The organism is Methylobacterium sp. Gmos1 (assembly GCF_053764715.1).
In genome coordinates, this window is record NZ_JBSNCC010000008.1 from 1 (window position 1) to 19,860 (window position 19,860).

The following is a 19,860-nucleotide window of genomic DNA, read 5'->3' on the forward strand; positions in this document are numbered from 1 at the left end:
GTCAGAGCGGGGTGTCTCAAACCCGATCCCATCTCGAACTCGGCCGTTAACCGCCCCAGCGCCTATGGTACTGTGTCTCAAGACACGGGAGAGTCGGTCACCGCCAGACCTGCCAAGCACGTCACACGTTCCCTCCTCGCGACAACACCCTGGCGCGGGGTGGAGCAGCCCGGTAGCTCGTCAGGCTCATAACCTGAAGGTCACAGGTTCAAATCCTGTCCCCGCAACCAACGATCAAAAACCCCGTGAGGCGCGAGCCTCGCGGGGTTTTTGCGTTGTACCAAATCTCGTGGTGACGGTCGATGTGCGAAGTTGCGGTGAACCGCGACGAGGTGGTGTGCGCCTGACCGGCATGAAGGCCGCACACCGCCCCGGCATCCGATCCTCGACCACCTGACGGCGGCAGCGAACACCGATCGCGGTCGCCCCAGCGCTGGAGCAAACCCGGGATCTGCAGGCATGGGGCGAAGTCGGCTCGCGGGTTCGTTGGCGGACGGGAACGCCTTCGTTCTGCGTGACCTCCGACGCATGGGTTGGCGTGACGGACGTATGGACTGGCGCCCCTAGCGCGAGGAGATCCGACCCGCGCGGCCTATCGGCGAATTTCCGCCGACGCGGCGGATCGATCGGCTGTTTCCCGCCGGAGCGGGTGCCGCCGATCCGCTCCAAGCATCGGATGATAAAGGCTTTTTTTATTTTTCGTTCCTGGCCTCGCGCTTGCCATGGCCTTCCCGCGGCCCGTCGACGCCGTCTGCAGGAAGCCGAAGGCTCCCGGACGGTCGGACCGGGCGATCGCACCCGCATTCCGCGGGGCGATTCGGAGCTTGAGGGAGAACGTCCATGAACACGGCTGCACCCGCGGTCGGGGGGCTTCCGGCCACGGTCGAGACGACCGATCGCCAGAAGATCAAGGCCATCGTCGCCGCCTCGTCCGGCAACCTCGTCGAGTGGTACGACTTCTACGCCTACGCCTTCACGTCGATCTACTTCGCCTCCGCCTTCTTCCCGAGCAGCAGCCCCACAGGCCAGCTGCTGGCCACCGCCGGCATCTTCGCCGTCGGCTTCTTCATGCGACCCCTCGGCGGATGGATCTTCGGCCGCATCGCCGACCGGCGCGGCCGCAAGTCCTCCATGGTCTTCTCCGTCCTCCTGATGTGTGCCGGCTCCCTGATGATCGGCCTCCTGCCGACCTACGAGACCATCGGCGTGCTCGCCCCCGTGCTCCTCCTCGTCGCCCGCCTCGCGCAAGGCCTCTCGGTCGGCGGCGAGTACGGCACCGCGGCCACCTACATGAGCGAGATCGCCGGCAAGGGCCGCCGCGGCTTCCTCTCATCGTTCCAGTACGTCACCCTCATCGGCGGCCAGCTGCTCGCCGTGCTCATCGTGTTCGCCCTCCAGCACATGCTCACCGGCGAGGAGATGCGCGCCTGGGGCTGGCGTATCCCCTTCCTCATCGGCGCCGCCGCCGCCATCGTCGCCATGATGCTGCGCGGCTCGCTCAAGGAGTCGGCCTCGCACGCCGCCATGACGAGCAAGGAGGCCGGCTCGCTGCGCGCCCTGATGCAGCACAAGCGGGCGCTCCTGATCACGCTCGCCTTCACCATGGGCGGCTCGCTCTACTTCTACACCATGACCACCTACATGCAGAAGTTCCTGGTCAACACCGTCAAGCTCGACCTCAAGACGGTCTCGACCGTGATGACCCTGGCGCTCGTGGTGTTCATGCTGCTCCAGCCGGTCTTCGGCGCGCTGTCGGACAGGATCGGGCGGCGCAACAACATGATCGCCTTCAGCGGGCTGGCGATGCTCGGCGCGGTGCCGCTGCTCTCCTCGCTGTCGCTGGTGACGAGCCCCTGGACCGCCTTCGCGCTGATCCTCACGGGCCTGGTGATCGGCTCGTTCTACACCTCGATCAGCGGCGTGGTGAAGGCCGAGCTGTTCCCCGCCGAGGTCCGCGCGCTCGGCGTCGGCCTGCCCTACGCCATCGCCAACGCCCTGTTCGGCGGCACGGCGGAATACGTCGCGCTCTCGTTCAAGACCTACGGCAACGAGAGCCTGTTCTTCTGGTACGTGGCCGCCATGGCCGCGGTCGCCTTCGCGGCCTCGCTGTGGATGCCCGACACCCGCAGGAACGGGTACCTCGACGGCAACGGCCGCATGAGCGGCTGACCACAGGCGAGCGTCCCCGGCCGGCGGCTTGCGGAGATCGTCGGCCCGGGGCAAGGCGTCCGGCATGAGCCGAGCCCGCCCATGAGCCTAGCCCGCCCATGAGCCTAGCCCCTTGCGCCGACCTCCCCGCGCTGCGGCGCCTGTGGGCATGGCTCGGCGGGGCCGGCGCCTGGCGGTGGGCGCTGGCAGCGGCGACGCTGGCGCTCATGCTCGCCGCCTTCCTGCTGACCCTGGAGGCTGGCCACGACCAGGCGCGGCGCGCGGCGCGCCAGCGCCTGGTGATTGCCGAGGCGGTGCTGCGCGCCGCGATCGACCGGTACCAGTACCTGCCGGCGGTGCTCGCCCTCGACACGCAGGTGCGGGATCTCCTCGCCGCACCCGCCGCACCCGGCGCCGTCAACGCCAAGTTCGAGGCGATCGCGCAGGCCTCCGGCGTCGCGGCGATCTACCTGATGGACGAGCAGGGCCTGACGCGCAGCGCCAGCAACTGGAACCAGCCGCTCAGCTTCGTCGGCTCGTCCTACGCCTACCGGCCCTACTTCCACGACGCCCTCGCGACCGGTGCCGCGCGCTACTTCGGGGTCGGCACCACCACCCAGCAGCCGGGCCTGTTCATCAGCAAGGCCGTGGTCACGCCGAGCGGGGCGGCCGCCGGCCTCGTCGTGGTCAAGGTCGACCTGGAGCCTCTGGAAGGTGAGTGGCGCCGAGCCGGCGAGCAGATCCTGGTGTCGGACGCCGCCGGCGTGGTCTTCCTGGCGAGCGAGCCCGGCTGGAAGTACCGCCCGTTCCGGCCCCTGGCGACGGCCGACCGGCAGCGGATCCAGGCCGCGCAGCAATACGGCGACAGCGACCTGCGCCCCCTCCTGGAGGACGGCCGGATCGAGCCCGGCCGACCGATCCGCCTCCCGGCTCCACGAGCCCGCGCGCGGGCTCGTGGAGCCGATCGCGATGCCGGATCTGGGCTGGACGCTGTGGTACGTCGCGCCGACCGGACCGGCCTTTCGCCAGGCGCTCCTGGTGGCGTCCGCCGCCGGGATCACCGGCCTGGCCCTCGCCCTTGCCCTCGTCGCGGCAGGGCAGCGGCGGGCGCGGCTCATGAGCGAGCAGGCGATGCGGCTCGCCCTGGAGCGGCGGGTGGCGGAACGGACCCACGATCTGAGCGGCGCCAATGCGCGCCTGCGCGCCGAGATCGCCGAGCGCGAGCGCGCCACCGCCGCCCTGCGGGCGACCCAGGACGAGCTGATCCATGCCGGCCGGCTCGCCGCGCTCGGCCAGATCTCGACGGCGATCAACCACGAGATCAACCAGCCGCTCGCGGCGCTGCGGACCTTCCTCGCCCGCACCGCGGTCTTCCTGGAGCGCGGCGACGAGGCGACGGTGCGCCGCAACCTCCAGCGCATGACCGAGGTGACGCAGCGCATCGCCAAGATCATCCGCCACCTCAAGGACTTCGCCCGCAAGACCGGGCCCGGTCGCGGCGAGCCGGTGCGCCTCGCCGCGACCGCCGAGGCAGCCCTCGACCTCCTGCGGGTCCTGCTGCGGGCGGAGAACGTCGCGGTGGCTTGCGCGATCCCGCCTGACGCGATGGTGCGGGCCGAGCCGGTGCGCCTCGAGCAGGTGCTCCTCAACCTGCTGGTCAATGCCCTCGACGCGATGCGCGACGCCCCCGAGCGGCGGCTCGCATTGACGGCGGTACCGGAACCGGCATCCTGCTGGCGGCTCACCGTCGCCGACAGCGGGAGCGGGATTTCTCCGGAGCACATGCCGCAGATCTTCGATCCCTTCTTCACCACCAAGGGCGCCGGCGAGGGCCTGGGGCTCGGCCTGTCCCTGTCGTCGCTGATCGTGCGCGACCTCGGGGGCAGCCTGTCGGCCGAGAACGGTACCCGCGGCGCCGTGCTGATCCTCGTCCTGCCGGCCGCGGAAGCGTGAGGTGCACTGACATGGCGGCACGGGTGGACCGCATTCTGTTCGTCGACGACGACGAGACGGTGCGCGAGGCGCTGCACCAGTGGCTGACGCTTGCGGACTACGCCGTCTCGACCTTCGAGGCGCCGGAGGAGGCGCTGGCCGAGATCGACGCGCGCTTTCCCGGCATCCTCGTCACCGACATGCGCATGCCGCGGATCGACGGCCTTCAGGTGCTGGAGCGGGCGCTGAGACGCGATCCCGACCTCCCGGTCCTGCTCGTCACCGGCCACGGCGACGTGCCGATGGCGGTCGAGGCGATGCGGCGGGGCGCCTACGACTTCATCGAGAAGCCCTTCGTCCCCGAGCGCCTGGTCGAGGCGATCGGGCGCGCCTGCGAGAAGCGCCAGCTCACACTGCGGCTGCGCCGGCTCGACGCGGGCCCGGACGCGCACGCCATCGAGAGCCGGCTGATCGGCACCTCGCGGGCGATGGAGACCCTGCGGCGCGAGGTGCTCGACCTCGCCACGACCCCGGTCAACGTGGTGATCAACGGCGAGACTGGCTCCGGCAAGGAGCTGGTGGCGCAGTGCCTGCACGCCTTCTCGGGCCGGCGCGACGGCCGCTTCGTCGCCGTCAATTGCGGCGCGATCCCCGACACGATGGTGGAGAGCGAGCTGTTCGGCTACGAGGCCGGCGCCTTCACGGGCGCGCTCAAGCGCCGGATCGGCAAGCTCGAATACGCCCATCGCGGCACGCTGTTCCTCGACGAGATCGAGGCGATGCCGCTCTTGGGCCAAGTGAAGCTCCTGCGCGTGCTCCAGGAGCACCGGGTCGAGCGGCTCGGCGCGAACGAGGCGGTGGCCGCCGACCTGCGCACGCTCTGCGCCAGCAAGGTCGACCTGCGCGGGCAGGCCGAGGCCGGGCTGTTCCGGGCCGACCTCTACTACCGCCTCGGCGTCGCGGAGCTGCACATCCCTCCCCTGCGCGAGCGGCGGGAGGACATCCCGCTGCTGTTCGAGCATTTCGCCGCCCAGGCCGCCGAGGCGCATGGCCGCGCGATGCGGCCGTTGAGTGCCCGGCACGTCCAGGATCTCGTCACGCAGCCCTGGCCCGGCAACGTGCGCGAGTTGCGCAACGCGGCCGAGCGCTACGCCTTCGGCCTCGACCGGCTCGGCGCCGCCCCGGACCCCGTCGAGGCCGGGCCGCAGCCGCTGGCCCTGCGCGTCGAGGCCTATGAGCGGGGCCTGATCGAGCAGGCGTTGCAGCAGGCGCAGGGCAACATCGCCGAGACGATGCGCCTCCTCGACCTGCCGCGCCGCACCCTCAACGAGAAGATGCAGCGCTACGGGCTCAGCCGCGGGGATTTCGTCGGGTAGGGAATTTTCGCAAGGGGCGGCAAGATCGACCTGTTGGGTCGGCGAGGGATGGCGTGCTTTGGTCCGCAGCGGCATCCCCCGCCGTGATCCACGATCTGACGATCACTCGCGAGCCACTCCCCCTTTCCCGGACGACTGGAGCGAAGTGGAGGGAGATCCGGGAAAGGGGGTGGCTTGCGGAGGAGTGTTCGTTCGCCACCCCGTGGATCCACCGCCGTCGCTGCCCCCTCACACGCTCAGGTGCCGCAGGATCCGCCCCCGCGCCTCGCCGTCGACGTTGGCCGCGTCGTCGATCTCGCCGAGCTTGAGCGCGGCCCAGCGGTTCGCGACCCGGAGCGCGAAGTCGAGGTTCTGCTCGACGATCAGGAGGGTGGTGCCGTAGGCGATCCGCTCGGCCGCGAGGGCGGCGGCGATGCGGTCGATGACCGAGGGCTGGAGGCCTTCGGAGATCTCGTCGATGAGGAGCAGGCGCGGGCGCAGCATCAGGGCGCGGGCGAGGATCAGCATCTTCTGCTCGCCGCCCGACAGCGTGCCGGCCCGCTGCGCCAGCCGCTCCCTCAGGAACGGGAAATGGCCGAAGACCCGCTCCAGCGCCTCCGGCAGGAGCCGGTCCGAGGCCAGCGCCAAGCGCAGGTTGTCGCGGATCGAGAGATCCTGGAACAGGGGCTGCTCCTGGGGCGCATAGCCGACGCCGAGGGCGACGAGCTTTGCCGGACTGAGCCCGGCGGTCGCATGCCCGTCGATCGCGACCGAGCCCGACCGGAGCGATACCATCCCGAGGATCGTCTTGAGGAGCGTCGTCTTGCCCATGCCGTTCTTGCCCAGCAGCGCGACGCTCTCGCCCGGCCGGATCGCGAGCGATACGCTCTTCACGATCGAGACGGCGCCGTAGCCGCTCGATACGCCGTCGAGGACGAGGCTCGCGCCCCTCAACGCTGACGCCGCCCCGGCCGTCGCCGCGTCGCTCATGACGTCACTCATGACCGCCTCCCGCGTAGATGGTCCGTACCAGCGCCGAGCCGACGACCTCCTCGACCGTGCCGTCGAGGACCAGCCGGCCCTGGTGCAGCACGACGATGCGCGAGGAGATCTCGCGCACGAAGTCGAGGTCGTGCTCGACCAGCACCACGGCGATCCCGAGATCGTGAGCGAGACCCTTGAGCACCGTGCCGATCGTGGTGCGCTCGGCCTTGGTCAGGCCGGCGGTGGGCTCGTCGAGGAGGACGAGGCGCGGCTCCAGGGCCACCACCATGGCGAGTTCGAGCGCCTGCTTCTGGCCGTGCGAGAGCAGGCGGGCGGGCTCGGCGAGGTGCGCGTCGAGCCCGGTCATGCGCAGGATGTCGAGCACCGCCTGCGGCAGGGCCAGGGTCCCGGCTCGGGCGAGCGGGCTCAATGGCGATCGCGAGGCGCGGGCGAGCCGCAGGCAATCGGCGACGATCAAGCTCTCGAACACGCTCGCGACCTGGAACTTGCGACCGACGCCGAGGGCGACGATGCGGTTCGGGGTCAGGCCGGTGGTCGGGACGCCGTCGACCGCGATGGCACCGCGGAACGGCTCGGTGCCGTCGCTGAGGCAGCGCATCAGCGTCGTCTTGCCGGCGCCGTTCGGTCCGACGAGGCTGACGAGCTCGCCCGCCCGGATGGTGAGATCGATGCTCTCCAGCACCGTCAGGCTGCCGTAGGACTTGGCGAGGCCCTGGATGGCGAGGAGCGGCGTCTCGCTGCGCGCCGCCGCGCGCGAGGGCTCGGCCTGAAGCCGCGGCGCGAAGGCCCGGCGCCGCCCGGCCGGCAGCGCGCCGAAGGCGCGGCGGGCGAGCTCGGCGAGGCCGCCCGGCAGAAGGATGATGATCGCGACGAAGGCGGTGCCGAGGAGGAGCTGCCAGAGGAAGGGCAGGTCGCCCGAGAGGTTCGCCGCCAGGTAGTCGATCGCGATCGTGCCGAGCACCGGCCCGATCAGCGTGCCGCGCCCGCCGAGCGCCACCCAGATCACCAGCTCGGTGCCGAACAGGAAACCGGCATTCTCCGGCGCCACGACGCCCGAGGCGTTGGCGAAGACGAAGCCGGCGAGGCCCGCGACGCCGGCCAGCACCGCGGTGAGGCCGATTTGCCAGCGCCGGGGATTGAGGCCGAGATAGGCGCAGCGCGCCTCGTTGTCGCGCAACGCCACCAGCATGCGCCCGGCATCCGAGCGCACCAGGATCCAGGCCGCGAGCGTCACGGCGACGAGGAGGAGGGCGGCGAGCCGGAAGAAGCCCTCGATCTCGAGCGGCAGCACGTCGAAGCCGACGAGGCCGCTGCTGGAGCCGGTGCGCTCAGCCCCGGAATAGATGCCCTGCACCACCACGATCGGCACGACGAGGGAGATCACCGAGGCGTAGAGCGCCGTCGAGCGGTGATAGAAGGACAGCCAGCCCACCGCGAGGCCGAGCAGCACCGGTGCGGCGACCGCGAGCAGCACCGCGAGCGCCATCCAGTGCGGCGCCCCGCCCTGCGCCGAGAGCAGCATCGCGGTCGCGTAGGCGCCGATGCCGAAGAACGCGGCCTGGCCGAAGGTCAGGATGCCGGCAAATCCCCACAGCAGGTCGACCGTGACGGCGAGCACCGCGTAGATCATCGAGCGGGTCAGCACGTTGACCGCGAAGGTATCGAGGGCGAGCGGGGCTGCCCACAACGCGCCGGCGGCGAGGAGCGCGACGACGAGCGGGGCGGACCGGGCGAGGCGGGGACGCTCGCCGGGAAGTGCGGACGGGGTGGCCGCGACGGTCTCAGGCACGCGAGAATCCTTTCGGGCTGATGCGCAGCACGAGAGCGGCCAGCACCGCGACCGCGATGCTGCCGAGCACCGGGCTGACGAAGGTGCTGACGAGCACCTGCGCCGCACCGAAGACGAGGCAGGCGGCGGCGAGCGCCAGGAACGAGGCGTCGGCCACCATCACCAGCATGAAGGCACCGATCAGCCAGCCGACGCCCATGGTGGGATCGACGCTGGTCAGCGGCGTGAGGAGCACCCCCGCGAGCGCCGCGAGCCCGGCCCCGATCATGAAGACGACGAGGCGCACCCGGGCGGTGTCGAGGCCGAGGCCCCGCGCCAGGGTCTCGTTCATGATGACGGCGCGCGCCGAGAGCCCCAGCCGCGTGCGCTCGATGACGAGCGCGAAGCCCGCCCCGATGACGAGCGCGGCCAGCAGCGCGACGAGGCGGTAGGCGGAATAACCGGTGCCGAAGACGTCGACGGTGCCGGATACGAGGTTCGGGGTGAGTTGGACGTCGCGCCCGAAGGCGAGGGTGATGAGCTGGCCGACGACGATGCCGAGGCCCCAGGTCGCCAGGATCGCGTCGAGGGGCCGGCGGTAGAGCGGGCGGATGATGAACAATTCGGCCAGGCCCCCGAGGGCGGCGCCGACCGCGAAGGCGAGCGGCAGCGCGGCCCAGGGGTTCAGCCCGAGCTTGGCCGTCACGACGGCGCAGTAGGCGCCGATGGTGAGCCAGGCGCCGTGGGCGAAGTTGATGATCTTCAGGACGCCGAAGACCGCGAGGAGCCCGATCGCGACCACGAACAGGATCGCGGCGGTGGTCAGGATGTCGAGGAGGAGGAGCATCGGGCTTGTCCGGGTTGGGACGCGCGGCGATCAGCCGGGCACTGGTCGCGTCGGCGGTGTCGGTCTGGAGCCTCCGGCCGGATTCACACCCTCCATCGTCATCCCGGGGCCGCGAAAGCGGAACCCGGGATCCATCACCGCCGACGATGCAGGACGACGCTGAACCCGATCTGCCTCATCTTGAAGGTCAGCGGTTATGGATCCCGGGTTCTCGCCTTTCGGCGAGCCCCGGGATGACGCCGGGAGTTGTCGATGTGGGTGCAAGATCAATCGGCTCAGTCGATCGATCAGGCTCTCAGTCCAGCTTCGGGCATTGCTCGCCCGGATCGACGTCCTTGAAGGTTCCGACGACCTTGACCGCACCGTCCTTCTGGACCTGGCCGAGATACATCGTCAGCGGCGCGTGGTGCTGCTTGCTCATGCCGATCGTGCCGCGCGGGCCGGTGGCGGTGACGGTCGGCAGGGCCGCCAGCACCTTGGCGGTCTCGGTGCCGCCGGCCTTCTCGACCGCGGCCTTGTAGAGGTAGATCGCCTCGTATTCCGGCACCGAGAGATCGTTGGGCGTGCGCAGGGACGAGCCGAACTTCTTCTCCATCGCCGCGAGGAACGCCTTGTTCTGCGGGCTGTCGATGCCGGTGACGTAGGAGGCCGAGAGGTAGATCCCTTCCGCGTCCGCCCCCATGCTCTTCGCCGTGCCCTCGTCGACCGCGAGGTTGGCGTAGGGCAGCGACACGCCCGCGCCGCGCAGCTGCTTCGTCAGCGTCACGTTCGGGGCGCCACCGGCGGTCGAGGTGACGAGCGCGTCGGGCTTGGCCTCCTTCAGCTTGGAGATGATCGCGGTCCAGTCGCTGCCGTCCATCGGCAGGTATTCCTCGCCGACCACCTTGCCCCCGGTCTTCTCGATATAGCTGCGGGTGAAGGCGAGCATGCCGCGGCCGAAGGCGTAATCGCTGCCGATCAGGAAGTAGCTCTTGGCGCCCTTGTCCTTGAAGGCGTCGATCACCGGCGGCACCTGCTGCTCGGGCACCCAGCCGTTGACGAACAGGTTCTTGTTGCAGGACCGGCCCTCGTAGAACGAGGTGTAGATGTAGGGCACGCGGCCCTTGGTGACGGCGGGCAGGCCGGCATTGCGGGCCGCACTCGTCTCCATCGCGATGATGACGTCGACCTTCTTCTGGTAGATCAGCGAATCGAACGCCTTCTGGGCGCCGGCGGCGCCCGAGGCGTCGTCCGCGACCTCGAGGGCGAGCTTGCGGCCGAGCACGCCGCCGGCGGCGTTGATCTCGTCCACCGCCAATTCCGCCGCCTGCACGACGGAAGGAGCGACGACGCTGTTGGCCCCCGACAGGCCGACGGGCACGCCGATGACGATGGGCTTTTCCGCCGCGAGGACCGGGGCGGCGGTGAGCATGAGCGCGGCGGTGAGCGAACGGTTCTGCATGGTGCGGGCTCCTTTCGGATGGGGGACGTCAGGCGTAGAGGTCGGTGCGGCGGTCGCCGAGGACGGAGTTGAACTCGTTGAGGTCCTTGGCGCCCGCCTCGGCAAGGTCGATCACCGCCGAGACGGTCTCAGGCGCCTCGCGGCTCGCCGGGCCGGCGAGGGTCCAGCCCTTCGGGCCGATGATCAGGCTCTGGCCCTCGAAGGGCTGGCCGCGCTCGACGCCGACCCGGTCGGCGCAGGCGATGAAGATCCCGTTGGAATGGGCCGCGGCCCGGTGCAGGGTGTTGGCCATCGCGGCCTCGCCCGCGGGCTGGTTCGGCATCGGCACCCAGTTCGTCGGGATGCAGACGATCTCGGCGCCGCCGAGCGCCAGCTGCCGGAAGGTCTCGGGGAACCAGCCGTCGTAGCAGATCGCGATGCCGACCTTGCCGAGCGCCGTCTCGAAGACCGGGAAGCCGAGGTCGCCCTTGCGGAAGAACAGGTTCTCCCGGTGCCAGAGATGCGCCTTGCGGTAGGTGCCGATGTAGCCGTCGGGCCCGACGATGAGCGCCGAATTGTAGAGCGCGTCCCCTCCCCTCTCGGCGATCCCCGCCACGATGTGGATGCCGAGCTCGGCGGCGAGCGCCTCCCAGGCGCGGGTGGTCGGGCCGCCGGGCACCGCCTCCGCCAGGGCGGCGGCCTCCTCCGGCGTCTCGAACACGTAGCCGGTGCTGGCGAGCTCCGGCAGCACGACGAGCCGGCTGCCCTCCCGGGCCGCGGCGCGGACGAGATCGGCGGCGCGTTCGAGGTTCTTGTCCACCGCGCCGAATTCGGGCTCGAACTGGATGCAGGAGACCCTGAGTGATGGGCGAGCGGGATCGTTCGCTTGGATCATGGTCGCTCCAAAACGCAAAAAGCCCCTGGGCGCGGAAAGACTTTCCGCAGACCAGAGGCTTCGAAGCCGGGATGTGGTGCAGCACGCGGCTGCCGGGCAACCTTGCCCTTGTCCCTACGATACGCAAGCGAGGGGCGGCCGCAAGACCATAAATCGGGCAGGCACTGCCCGGATCAGGTCTTCTCCGCCAACGCGATGCGCAAGCCCAGCCCGCTCATCGCCTCGTGCGCCGCCACCACGCTCTCGGCGACGCTCGCCATCGGCATCCGGGCGGCGGTGGCGCGGTCGCGCAGCAGGCGGTAGGCCGCGTCCTCGTCGATGCGGTTGAGATCGACGAGCAGGCGCACCGCCCGCTCGACGCTGCGGCGCCCCTTCATGGTCTCCTCGAGCCGGACGATCTTGCTCGCGAGCCGGCCCTCGTAGCCGCGCCGGTAGCGGGCGAGGGCGAACTGCGTCAGCACCCCGCGCGGCCGCAGCGGCTTCGTGAGGACGCCGTGGGCGTTGACGTCGACGATGGCCTTCAGCGAGGTCGGGCTCTCGTAGGCGACGATGGCGACGACCGCCGGCTGGGTCTCCTCGATGGCCGGCAGCAGGTGGCGGAACTCGCCGTCGTCGAGCTGGATGAACAGCGTGTCGATGTCCGGCGGCAAGGCCGTGGGCGGCGGCCAGGCGAGCGCGACCTCGCAGCCGAGGCGGCGCAGCTGGTCGACGAGCGAGGCGCCCTCCTCGTCGCGCGGATGGACCACCAGCGCCCGGGCGTGGCGCAGGTCGTCGAGGATCTTGCGGGCCGGCGCGCTCATCGGCCGAGCCCATCTTCGAGGGCGTTCAGCTCGAAGCGCGTCCAGGCGAGGTAGGGGTCGGGCCGTACCGGCCGGCGCGCGCGCCAGACCACGTCGAACTGGCCGTCGGCGCGCGCGACCCCGATGCCCGGCGTGAGCCAGATGTGGCGGGTCTCGCCGTCGAAGGCGAGCTCGCCCTCCGGCGCGAGGTAGCGGCTGCGCAACGCCGCCGCGCTCAGGCGCTCGGCGTCGAGGCTGCGGCTCTCCGCGAGCGCGCGGGCAAAGAGGTGGACCTGGGCGTAGGCCGTCTCCGACCACATGCTGGTCGGCCGCTCCGGCCCGAACCGGGCCTGGAAGGCGGCGACGAAGCGTCGGTTCTCGTCGCCTTCCAGGCTGCCGAAATAGGACGAGGCCAGCACGTGGCCGGCGCAGGCCTCGGGGCCGATCGCGCGGATCTGCCCTTCGGCCATGGTCAGGCTCGCGATCGGGCAGCGGGCGCGGTCGATCCCGGCCGCCGCGTAGGCGCGGTAGAGCCGCTCCGCGCCCCGGCCGACCACGGTGGAGAACACCGCGTCGGGCGACGCGCTCCGGATCTGCGCGACCATGCGCCCGTGCGCGTCCTCGTCGGCATCGAGGGGCGCGTAGACCTCGCCCAGGATCGTGCCGCCCTTGCTCTCGATCAGGTCGCGCATCACCCGGTTCGACTCGCGCGGATAGATGTAGTCCGAGCCGACGATGAAGATCCGCGGGCCGTATTCCTGCAACAGGAAGTCGGCCAGCGCGAAGACGTTCTGGTTCAGGGTGGCGCCGGTATAGACGACGTTCTCGGAATACTCGAACCCCTCGTAGATCGACGGGTACCAGAGCAGTCCGTTGTGGCGCTCCATGGTGGAGAGAACCGCCTTGCGGCTGGCCGAGAGCGAGCAGCCGAACACCACCTCGACACCGTCCTCGGCGAGCAGCCGCCGGGCAAGATCGCGATAGGCGTCCCGGTCGCCGGCCGGATCGTAGCAGACCGGCTCGATCGCGCGTCCGAGCACGCCGCCGGCCCGGTTGATCTCCTCGATCGCCAGCGCGGTGCCGAGGAAGTGCTCGGTCTCGGTGATACCGCTCACCCCGCTGCGGGAGAAAAGCACCCCGACGCGCCACGTCGCCTTGGCCGTGTCCACCATCCGTCGATCCGCTGCCCTGCGCCGGAACGATGTCCTAGCCGAGGGACGGTGCGCGTGGGAAGTGAGCGCCGGCTTGGCCTCGGCGGCAGCGCGCCCCGGCGCCCGTACATCGGACCGTCGCGGATCGCCGCGCGGTGGCGCTCGCGCACGCGGCGGCTTGAAAGCCCCCTCCCCTGCTCCCAGCCGCGTTCGGGCGGCGTGTCCTCGGTGTTCGAGCCGGTATCGAGGTTGCCGTCCCGGTCGGCCGAGACGGCGGCTACCAGCTTTTCGTCGATGTCAGGCCGACGAAGTAGTCTGACAACTGTCTTGTTCTGAATTTGAACGCCATAGGGACATTATCACGAGATATACGCTATATTTTTTGAGATTTTGCAAATAAACAGACGGAAAAGCAGGATATTGTGCGAGTGAGGGAGACGCCCCAAGCTGGGTGCACGCGTAGGGCCCGGTTCAGGCCGTTGCTACGTGCTGTCCGAGGCGCGCTCGTCGAACGGCCGCCGACGACCCTCGGCGTCTCGGTCCTCGCGCTCTGCCCCCTGATCGGGATGTTCCTCGGCGACCTGCGTCAGGAGAAGGCGAGTGGCGGCGGGGTCGGCATCGCCATGATGGGGCTGATCGCAGCCCGGATCCGGCGGGTGCGCCGATGGTGACGGGCGGTCCGCCACCGTTCGGCCCCCTGCCCTGCCGCCCGGCAGGCGCCGGATGCGATCATCGCCGGGATCCGGGCGATCGCACCCAGCGTTGCGGCGGAGCGCAAAGCCCGGTCGTCGGCTCTCCCGCACGCGACCTCGTCCTGAAGCGCGATCTGTCCGAACACGGATAGCGTGCGGGATCTCCGAAAGGCGCGAAACCGGGCTGCATCACCGCTGATGGTGCCGAACGAAGCGGACCGGACTCCGTTCCATCCTGAACCGCCACCGGACATAGCTCCCGGGCTCCACTTTCGCGGCCCAGGATAAGCAGGAGGGCATCAATCCGCCGAGCGGCTTACCCGGAGGCCGGATCAGCCCCTGCCTTGCCGATACGCCGCGAGCAGCTCCGGCAGGCGCCCGGCGATGTAATCGGCGAAGCCCGGCTCCGCCTTCTCGTCGAGCGTCACGCGCATGCCGTCGGCGCTGCGCTCGATGCGCGCGAATCTCACGCCCCTGGCATCCTTGACCGTCTCCGCCCGGGGCTTGGCCCTGCGCGGCGACGGGGCGGCGAGCGCGGCGAGGATCACCGCGAAGCGCTCGTCCGAGGCCTTGCCCGCGAGCCCCGGGTCGGAAAGGGCGGCCTCGACCTGCGCCGGGGTCGCGGTCTTGATCCGGTCGGCGAGCGTCAGCCAGCGCGGGCGCCCGACCTTCGGCGCCGGCCCGATCGCGGCGAGCACCGGCGCGGGGATCGCCTCGGCCACCGCCAGGTAGTTGGCGAGGTCCGGCCGGTGCACGCCCATCGCCCGGAGGATCACATCGCGAGGAATGCCGGCCTGCTCCATGTTGCGGGCGAAATGGGCCCGCTCGATGTAGGACAGGTCTTCCCGGGCCAGGTTCTCCGAGCCTTGCGCGACGACGAGCTCGGCGTCGCTGAGCTCGCGCACCACGGCGCGGACCGGCTTGCCGAGGGCCTTGGCGGCCCGCGTCCGGCGGCGCCCGTAGGCGATCTCGTAGCGGCCGCCCTCGCGGGGATGGCGTCGCACCAGGATCGGCGTATGCTGTCCCTCCTCGCCGATCTGCGCGACGAAGGCGTCGAAGGCCCGGTCGGTCACGTCGGGCACCCGGTCGGCGATGGACGAGGGCAGGCACAGGTCGGGATCGAGCTCGACCACCGCGCCGTCGGCCTCCGCCGGCGCGGGCCGGGACGCGGCCCACATCGCGGCCATCGAGCGGGCCGCCGCCGGGCGCTTCTCCGGGACGGGAGCGGGCGGCGTAGCACCTGCTACAGGGGCGTAACCCCCTGATATCTCTGACGAGGGCTGGTGCGCGGCGTCGGCCTGGACCGGCGTGCCCATGATGGCACTGAGGCGCTTCTTCTGGTTCATGTCCGGCCCCAGGCGCGGGTGATGAGCGATTCGATCTCCCCGTTGACGGCATCGAGCGCGTCGAGGGCCCGGCGGTAGGTCGATCCCGTGACCTCGTCGCGCCGCAGCGGCGTCTCGTAGACGGTCTGGCCGCGCAGGCCGGAATTCGAGATCGCCGCCGATTGCAGCATCGCCTTCGTCAGGACGCGCTCGCCGAACAGGCCGCGCAGCATCGCCACCACCTCGGTCTGGGGGGTGTCCTGGGGCTCGAAGCGGGTGACGAGGTAGCGGAACCAGTCGTGCGTCGGGGCTGCGCCCTGCTCGCGCACCGGCTCCATGATCTCGTCCATCATGGTCAGGAACTGGCGCATGCTCGACACGTCGAGCATCTGCGGGTGGATCGTGATGAGGAGCGCGGTCGCCGCGCACAAGGCCGCGATCGTCAGGTAGCCGAGGCGCGGCGGGCAATCGATCACCACGACGTCGTAGCGGTCCGCCACCTCGGTCAGGGCGAGGCCCATCCGGGCGAAGAACGGCGGCTCCGGGTCGTTGGCCTTGCGCCGCGCGGAGTGCATCGGCGCCTCGAACTCGAACACCTCCAGCTCCAGGTCGGCCGCGACCAGGTCGAGGCCGGTGAAGTAGGTCTGTCGGATCACCGCGTCGAACGGGCGGCGCTGGTCGCCGTAGCGGATCGCGTCGTAGATAGTGGGGTAGGGCTCGCGCTCGTTCTCGGGCCGGACCCCGAGGAGCGTGGAGAGGCTGGCCTGGGGATCGAGGTCGATGGCGAGCACCCGGTAGCCGCGCAGGACCAGCGACTGGGCGAGGTGGGCCGAGGTCGTCGTCTTGCCCGAGCCGCCCTTGAAGTTCACGCAGGCGATGACCTGAAGGTGCTCGCCCTTGGCGGGATCGCGGTGCGGGACGTAGCGCCGGCCGACACGGTCGATCTCGTCGAGATGGGCGCGCAGGGCGTGGATGTCGGCCAGCGTGAACAGCCGGCGTCCGCCCGGCGCGACCTCAGGCTCGGAGACCAGGAGGGACGGGGGCAGCTGCCGAATCCGGCTGTCGGTCACCCCGAGGATGCGGGCGGCCTCGCCCGAGGTGTAGCGGCGCAGCGTCTTGGCCTCCGAGGGCGAGAAGACCACGGAGGCGATCTCGCGCAGCTTGGCGCCGAGGATCTGGGCATCGTGCCCCGCGATCTGGCTCGGCGCCAGCGACCCGCCCGGCTGGACGTACTGATTCATCGACCCTGCCTCGTTCACGGTGAAACGGCGACATTCACCATAACACCGCAAGCGAGAAGACGGGACCGTTTTGGCGTGCCGCGCCGGGCCGGGCGCAAGCCCCGCGCAAGCTTCGACGCGAGGCGCCGCGGAGGTCCGGACGCGATCGCCCCGGGGATCACCGGTCGGGCGCCAGGGCCCGCGACACGATTCCGGGGGAAGGCCGGAACGAGGCCGGGTCGGGACGGGGCGGGACGGATGCGCGAGGCGATACCGTGCTATGGTAGCGCTTGAGGAACTGGTGTGCCGATGGCCAAGCTGCATCTCAAGACGCGCGAGGAGTTCGCCCAACTCTCGCTGCACGAGAAGAACGAGTACCTGCAAGGCATCGCCCAGCAGGTCGCGCATCTGCGCGGCGATGCGTTCATCCCCCTGTCGAAGGACGGGCTCAGCCGCATCCGCCGCTTCTACAGCCGGCGCTCGTTCGCGGACCTGAAGCTCGCGGAGTTCGAGGAGGGGGAGCCGCTCCGCAAGTCCCTCACGATCCTGGCCGAGGCGATCCGCTCCGAGGAGGTCGCCAAGATCATCGAGCACGAGGTGCCGCGCCAGCCGCGCGCGCTCGTCCGCCCGCCGCCGATCGACGACGCCCAGATGGCGTTCTTCGTGCCGACCGTCCACGACGCCCCGATCAAGGACGACATGAACCTGATGGACATCGCCCCCTTCGCGCTTTCGAAGACGACGGGGGAGGGGGTGATCCGCTACGAGCTGAAGGACTCGGTCATCACGGTGGAGGGCGGCGCCGAGGTCGGGCTCGCCACCGCCTACGACTACGACATCGTCATCAACATGATCTCGCACCTGGCCGACCAGACGCGCCAGTACCGCATCGACGACGCGAAGGGGTTGCGGCCGTCGCTGCCGCCCCGGACCTACCGGCCTGCCGCGTCAGAGATCCTGAAGTTCTGCCGGCGCGAGCTCGGCGGCAAGCAGTACGAGGATCTGGAGCGCGCCCTCGACCGGCTCCAGGCGACGCGGATCAAGATCACCAACCTGGCGAGCGACCGGGCCAAGACCCGCCGGCGCGAGACCGAGGCGTTCCCGCTGATCGGCCGCTACAAGGTGGTGTCGCGCACCAGCGCCGACCGCATCGACCAGGTCGAGATCGACATCCCGGACTGGGTCTACGAGGGCGTGGTCAAGCCGGACGGCAAGCCGTCGATCCTGACGCTGAACCCGGACTACTTCCTGATCACCCGGCCGATCGCCAAGTTCCTGTACCGGCTGGCGCGCAAGGCCGCGGGGCAGACCGAGGCGCGCTACGGCATGACCGAGCTGCACAAGCGCAGCGGCTCGAAGCTGCCCAAGCACAAGTTCCGCCAGGCGATCAAGGAGATCGTCGAGGCGGCGGTGCCCCTGCCGGATTACGACCTCAGCATCATCGACGGCGAGCGCGAGCCGGTGCTGCGCATGGTGAACCGCACCCATGACAAATCCGCCGTACATGGGTCCGCCGATCCGTGACAAAACCGGGCGGGCGCGGGGGAGGGGAGGGGGCTGCCAAAACCCCCGTATTTCGGTCCGCCCGGTTCTGCCAAAAACCGGCTCGGCCAAAAACCGGCTCAACCAAGAGCCGGCTCGGCCCGACAGCCGGAGCCCGAATCGGCCGGAGCGGATTTTGCCAAGCGCCGTACATCGGTCCGGCCTCCGCGTGACAAAAACCGGGCCTGTGGGCAGCTGTGGATAAGTCGGAATCCGGCGTACATCGCTCCCAAGCGCGCCGTACATCATTCTGTCAGCGGCGTAGATCGATCCGGCAGCGCCGTACTTGGGACTCCTCGACTCCGGAATTTACCTTAACGGTCATCGGCTTGAGGGGATCCCGCGGGCCTAAAACCTAGAATCAAAACTATGAAAACAGATTCTTGAAACGCCTGCGGCTGACAGATTTCTCGATTTTTTCAGAAGACGAAGGCACCAGCGTATTTCGGTCCATCACGCCTTGGATTCGCAATCCCAAGGCCAATGTGCCAGACAAGACAGGTATTCGAGAATCACGACTCGGGCTCGTGCAGAAGGTCGGTCAATGCCCGGCCGCTACGATCCTCGAGAACAGCGACAACCCAGGACGCTGCTTTGGGCCGTGGATAACGACCCTGCCGCCGGCGACGTATCCGAACCCGTGACCGCTGCCCGACGTTCATCTGCCGGAGCTGGATTCGAGCGAGGATGATGGTGAGCGTGGTCGGTGCCCGGAATCGCGCCGTGCCGTCGACGCGGCGCACTGCTCGGTCGCAGGTCGCCCCGGGTTTCCGGCATCGTCGCCGGGCCGGCCATCACGCGCGGGAACGCGCCGGCGAGGCAGGCCCGCTGTTCCCTGTGGGGGAAGCTGGATTCGATTCGTCCGCCGACGCGTCGGCGGACGGGCCGATCTCGCCCGCCTGCATCGTCGCCGCGAGGTCCGGAGGGGCGAGCACGAATCCTCCGAGCCTCACGCGCCGTCGCAGTTGCGTCCCGCGGCCGCCTTCAGCCCTTCGCCGTCCGCGCCAGCGCGCGGGCGAGCGCCTCGCGATGCTCCGCGGTGGTGTGCGCGATGGCTTGCGCCGTGGCCGAGAGCTGGAGCAACGAGGGGAGCGTCGCGAAGCGGCCCTCGCGCAACAGGCGCTTCGTCGCCCGGACCGCCTGAGGCGGGTTGACGGCGATGCGCTCGGCGAGCCGGCGGCTCGCCGCCATCAAGTCGCTCGCCGGCACCACCTGCGAGACGAGCCCGCAGGCCAACGCCTCCTCGGCCGTGACAACGTCGCCGGTGAGCGCCATCTCGCAGGCCTTCGACCAGCCCACGACCCGCGGCAGCAGCCAGGCGCCGCCGTCGCCCGGGATGATGCCGATCTTGACGAAGCTCTCGGCGAAGCGCGCCGTGTCGGCAGCGATGCGCAGGTCGCACATGCAGGCGAGGTCGGTGCCCGCGCCGATCGCCGGGCCGTTGACGGCGGCGATCACCGGCACGTCGAGGGCCTCGAAGGCGAGCGGGATGCGCTGGATGCCTTGCGTGTAGTAGGCGACCGTCGAGCCGGGCTCCCGGGCGCGCTCCTCCAGCGCGTCCTGCATCGCCCGCAGGTCGCCGCCGGACGAGAAGGCGCTGCCGGCACCGGTCAGGATCGCCACCCGCACGGAGGCGTCGGCGCCGAGCCGTCCGAGTGCGGCGACGAGGCCGTCGACCACGTCGCGCTCCGAGATCGGGTTGCGCTTTTCCGGCCGGTTGAGCGTCAGGGTGACGATCCCGCCCTCCTGCTCGTAGAGCACCGCGTCGGTCATGCCAGGTC

The 19,860-nt window shown here is 70.2% G+C and carries 17 protein-coding genes, 1 tRNA gene and 1 rRNA gene; 8 read left to right on the plus strand and 11 right to left on the minus strand.

The features are described from left to right. The 3 genes from rrf to ACS5PV_RS16855 form a co-directional block, all read left to right on the plus strand. Positions 1-109, plus strand: a 5S ribosomal RNA gene (gene rrf, locus ACS5PV_RS16845); the annotation flags it as partial. 44 nt (positions 110-153) lie between these two features. Then, a tRNA-Met gene (locus ACS5PV_RS16850) sits at positions 154-230 on the plus strand. Positions 231-840: 610 nt separating this feature from the next. Next, entirely contained in the window at positions 841-2,169 is a 1,329-nt protein-coding gene (locus ACS5PV_RS16855) for an MFS family transporter (RefSeq protein ID WP_455396490.1), read from the plus strand. Positions 2,170-2,273: 104 nt separating this feature from the next. Here ACS5PV_RS16855 and ACS5PV_RS16860 read toward each other — a convergent pair whose 3' ends face one another. Beyond that, positions 2,274-3,005, minus strand: a complete 732-nt coding sequence (locus tag ACS5PV_RS16860) for a hypothetical protein (protein WP_455396491.1) — start codon at positions 3,003-3,005, stop codon at positions 2,274-2,276. 112 nt (positions 3,006-3,117) lie between these two features. Here ACS5PV_RS16860 and ACS5PV_RS16865 point away from each other — a divergent pair, with 112 nt between their 5' ends. Continuing rightward, positions 3,118-4,101: a sensor histidine kinase gene (locus ACS5PV_RS16865; protein WP_455396492.1), complete on the plus strand. Its 984-nt coding sequence runs from the start codon at positions 3,118-3,120 to the stop codon at positions 4,099-4,101. A gap of 11 nt (positions 4,102-4,112) precedes the next feature. Continuing rightward, entirely contained in the window at positions 4,113-5,456 is a 1,344-nt protein-coding gene (locus tag ACS5PV_RS16870) for a sigma-54-dependent transcriptional regulator (protein WP_455396493.1), read from the plus strand. A gap of 228 nt (positions 5,457-5,684) precedes the next feature. Here the strand turns inward: ACS5PV_RS16870 and ACS5PV_RS16875 are convergent, their stop codons facing one another. From ACS5PV_RS16875 to ACS5PV_RS16905, 7 genes are all read right to left on the minus strand, one after another. Next, positions 5,685-6,425, minus strand: coding sequence for an ABC transporter ATP-binding protein (locus ACS5PV_RS16875; RefSeq protein WP_455396713.1), 741 nt, complete (start codon positions 6,423-6,425; stop codon positions 5,685-5,687). 4 nt (positions 6,426-6,429) lie between these two features. Continuing rightward, positions 6,430-8,229 (minus strand): branched-chain amino acid ABC transporter ATP-binding protein/permease, encoded by a 1,800-nt coding sequence (locus tag ACS5PV_RS16880; protein WP_455396494.1) that lies wholly within the window; start codon positions 8,227-8,229, stop codon positions 6,430-6,432. Continuing rightward, positions 8,222-9,055 carry a branched-chain amino acid ABC transporter permease gene (locus tag ACS5PV_RS16885; protein ID WP_455396495.1) on the minus strand — a complete coding sequence of 278 codons (834 nt, stop codon included), beginning with the start codon at positions 9,053-9,055 and terminating at the stop codon, positions 8,222-8,224. The genes ACS5PV_RS16880 and ACS5PV_RS16885 overlap by 8 nt, the downstream gene beginning before the upstream one ends. A 295-nt stretch (positions 9,056-9,350) precedes the next feature. After that, a complete protein-coding gene (locus tag ACS5PV_RS16890; RefSeq protein WP_455396496.1) occupies positions 9,351-10,496 on the minus strand; it encodes a substrate-binding protein in 1,146 nt (381 codons plus the stop codon). 28 nt (positions 10,497-10,524) lie between these two features. Beyond that, positions 10,525-11,370 (minus strand): nitrilase family protein, encoded by an 846-nt coding sequence (locus ACS5PV_RS16895; RefSeq protein WP_455396497.1) that lies wholly within the window; start codon positions 11,368-11,370, stop codon positions 10,525-10,527. A 173-nt stretch (positions 11,371-11,543) separates the two neighbouring features. Beyond that, a complete protein-coding gene (locus ACS5PV_RS16900; protein WP_455396498.1) occupies positions 11,544-12,170 on the minus strand; it encodes an ANTAR domain-containing response regulator in 627 nt (208 codons plus the stop codon). Continuing rightward, positions 12,167-13,321 (minus strand): transporter substrate-binding domain-containing protein, encoded by a 1,155-nt coding sequence (locus ACS5PV_RS16905; protein ID WP_455396499.1) that lies wholly within the window; start codon positions 13,319-13,321, stop codon positions 12,167-12,169. The genes ACS5PV_RS16900 and ACS5PV_RS16905 overlap by 4 nt, the downstream gene beginning before the upstream one ends. Positions 13,322-13,779: 458 nt before the next feature. Between ACS5PV_RS16905 and ACS5PV_RS16910 the strand changes: the two genes are divergently transcribed. Continuing rightward, positions 13,780-13,971, plus strand: a complete 192-nt coding sequence (locus tag ACS5PV_RS16910; protein ID WP_455396500.1) for a malonate transporter subunit MadL — start codon at positions 13,780-13,782, stop codon at positions 13,969-13,971. 353 nt (positions 13,972-14,324) lie between these two features. On the opposite strand, the gene repB is transcribed toward ACS5PV_RS16910, so the two are convergent. Both repB and repA read right to left on the minus strand, forming a co-directional pair. Then, entirely contained in the window at positions 14,325-15,338 is a 1,014-nt protein-coding gene (gene repB, locus ACS5PV_RS16915) for a plasmid partitioning protein RepB (RefSeq protein ID WP_455396501.1), read from the minus strand. Beyond that, complete coding sequence (repA, locus tag ACS5PV_RS16920; RefSeq protein WP_455396502.1) at positions 15,335-16,558, minus strand: plasmid partitioning protein RepA; 1,224 nt, start codon at positions 16,556-16,558, stop codon at positions 15,335-15,337. The genes repB and repA overlap by 4 nt, the downstream gene beginning before the upstream one ends. A gap of 282 nt (positions 16,559-16,840) precedes the next feature. Here repA and ACS5PV_RS16925 point away from each other — a divergent pair, with 282 nt between their 5' ends. Continuing rightward, entirely contained in the window at positions 16,841-18,061 is a 1,221-nt protein-coding gene (locus tag ACS5PV_RS16925) for a replication initiator protein A (protein ID WP_455396503.1), read from the plus strand. Between the two features lie 401 nt (positions 18,062-18,462). Beyond that, positions 18,463-18,723 (plus strand): hypothetical protein, encoded by a 261-nt coding sequence (locus ACS5PV_RS16930; protein ID WP_455396504.1) that lies wholly within the window; start codon positions 18,463-18,465, stop codon positions 18,721-18,723. A 340-nt stretch (positions 18,724-19,063) separates the two neighbouring features. Here the strand turns inward: ACS5PV_RS16930 and ACS5PV_RS16935 are convergent, their stop codons facing one another. After that, positions 19,064-19,852 (minus strand): crotonase/enoyl-CoA hydratase family protein, encoded by a 789-nt coding sequence (locus tag ACS5PV_RS16935; protein ID WP_455396505.1) that lies wholly within the window; start codon positions 19,850-19,852, stop codon positions 19,064-19,066. Positions 19,853-19,860: the final 8 nt, after the last annotated feature.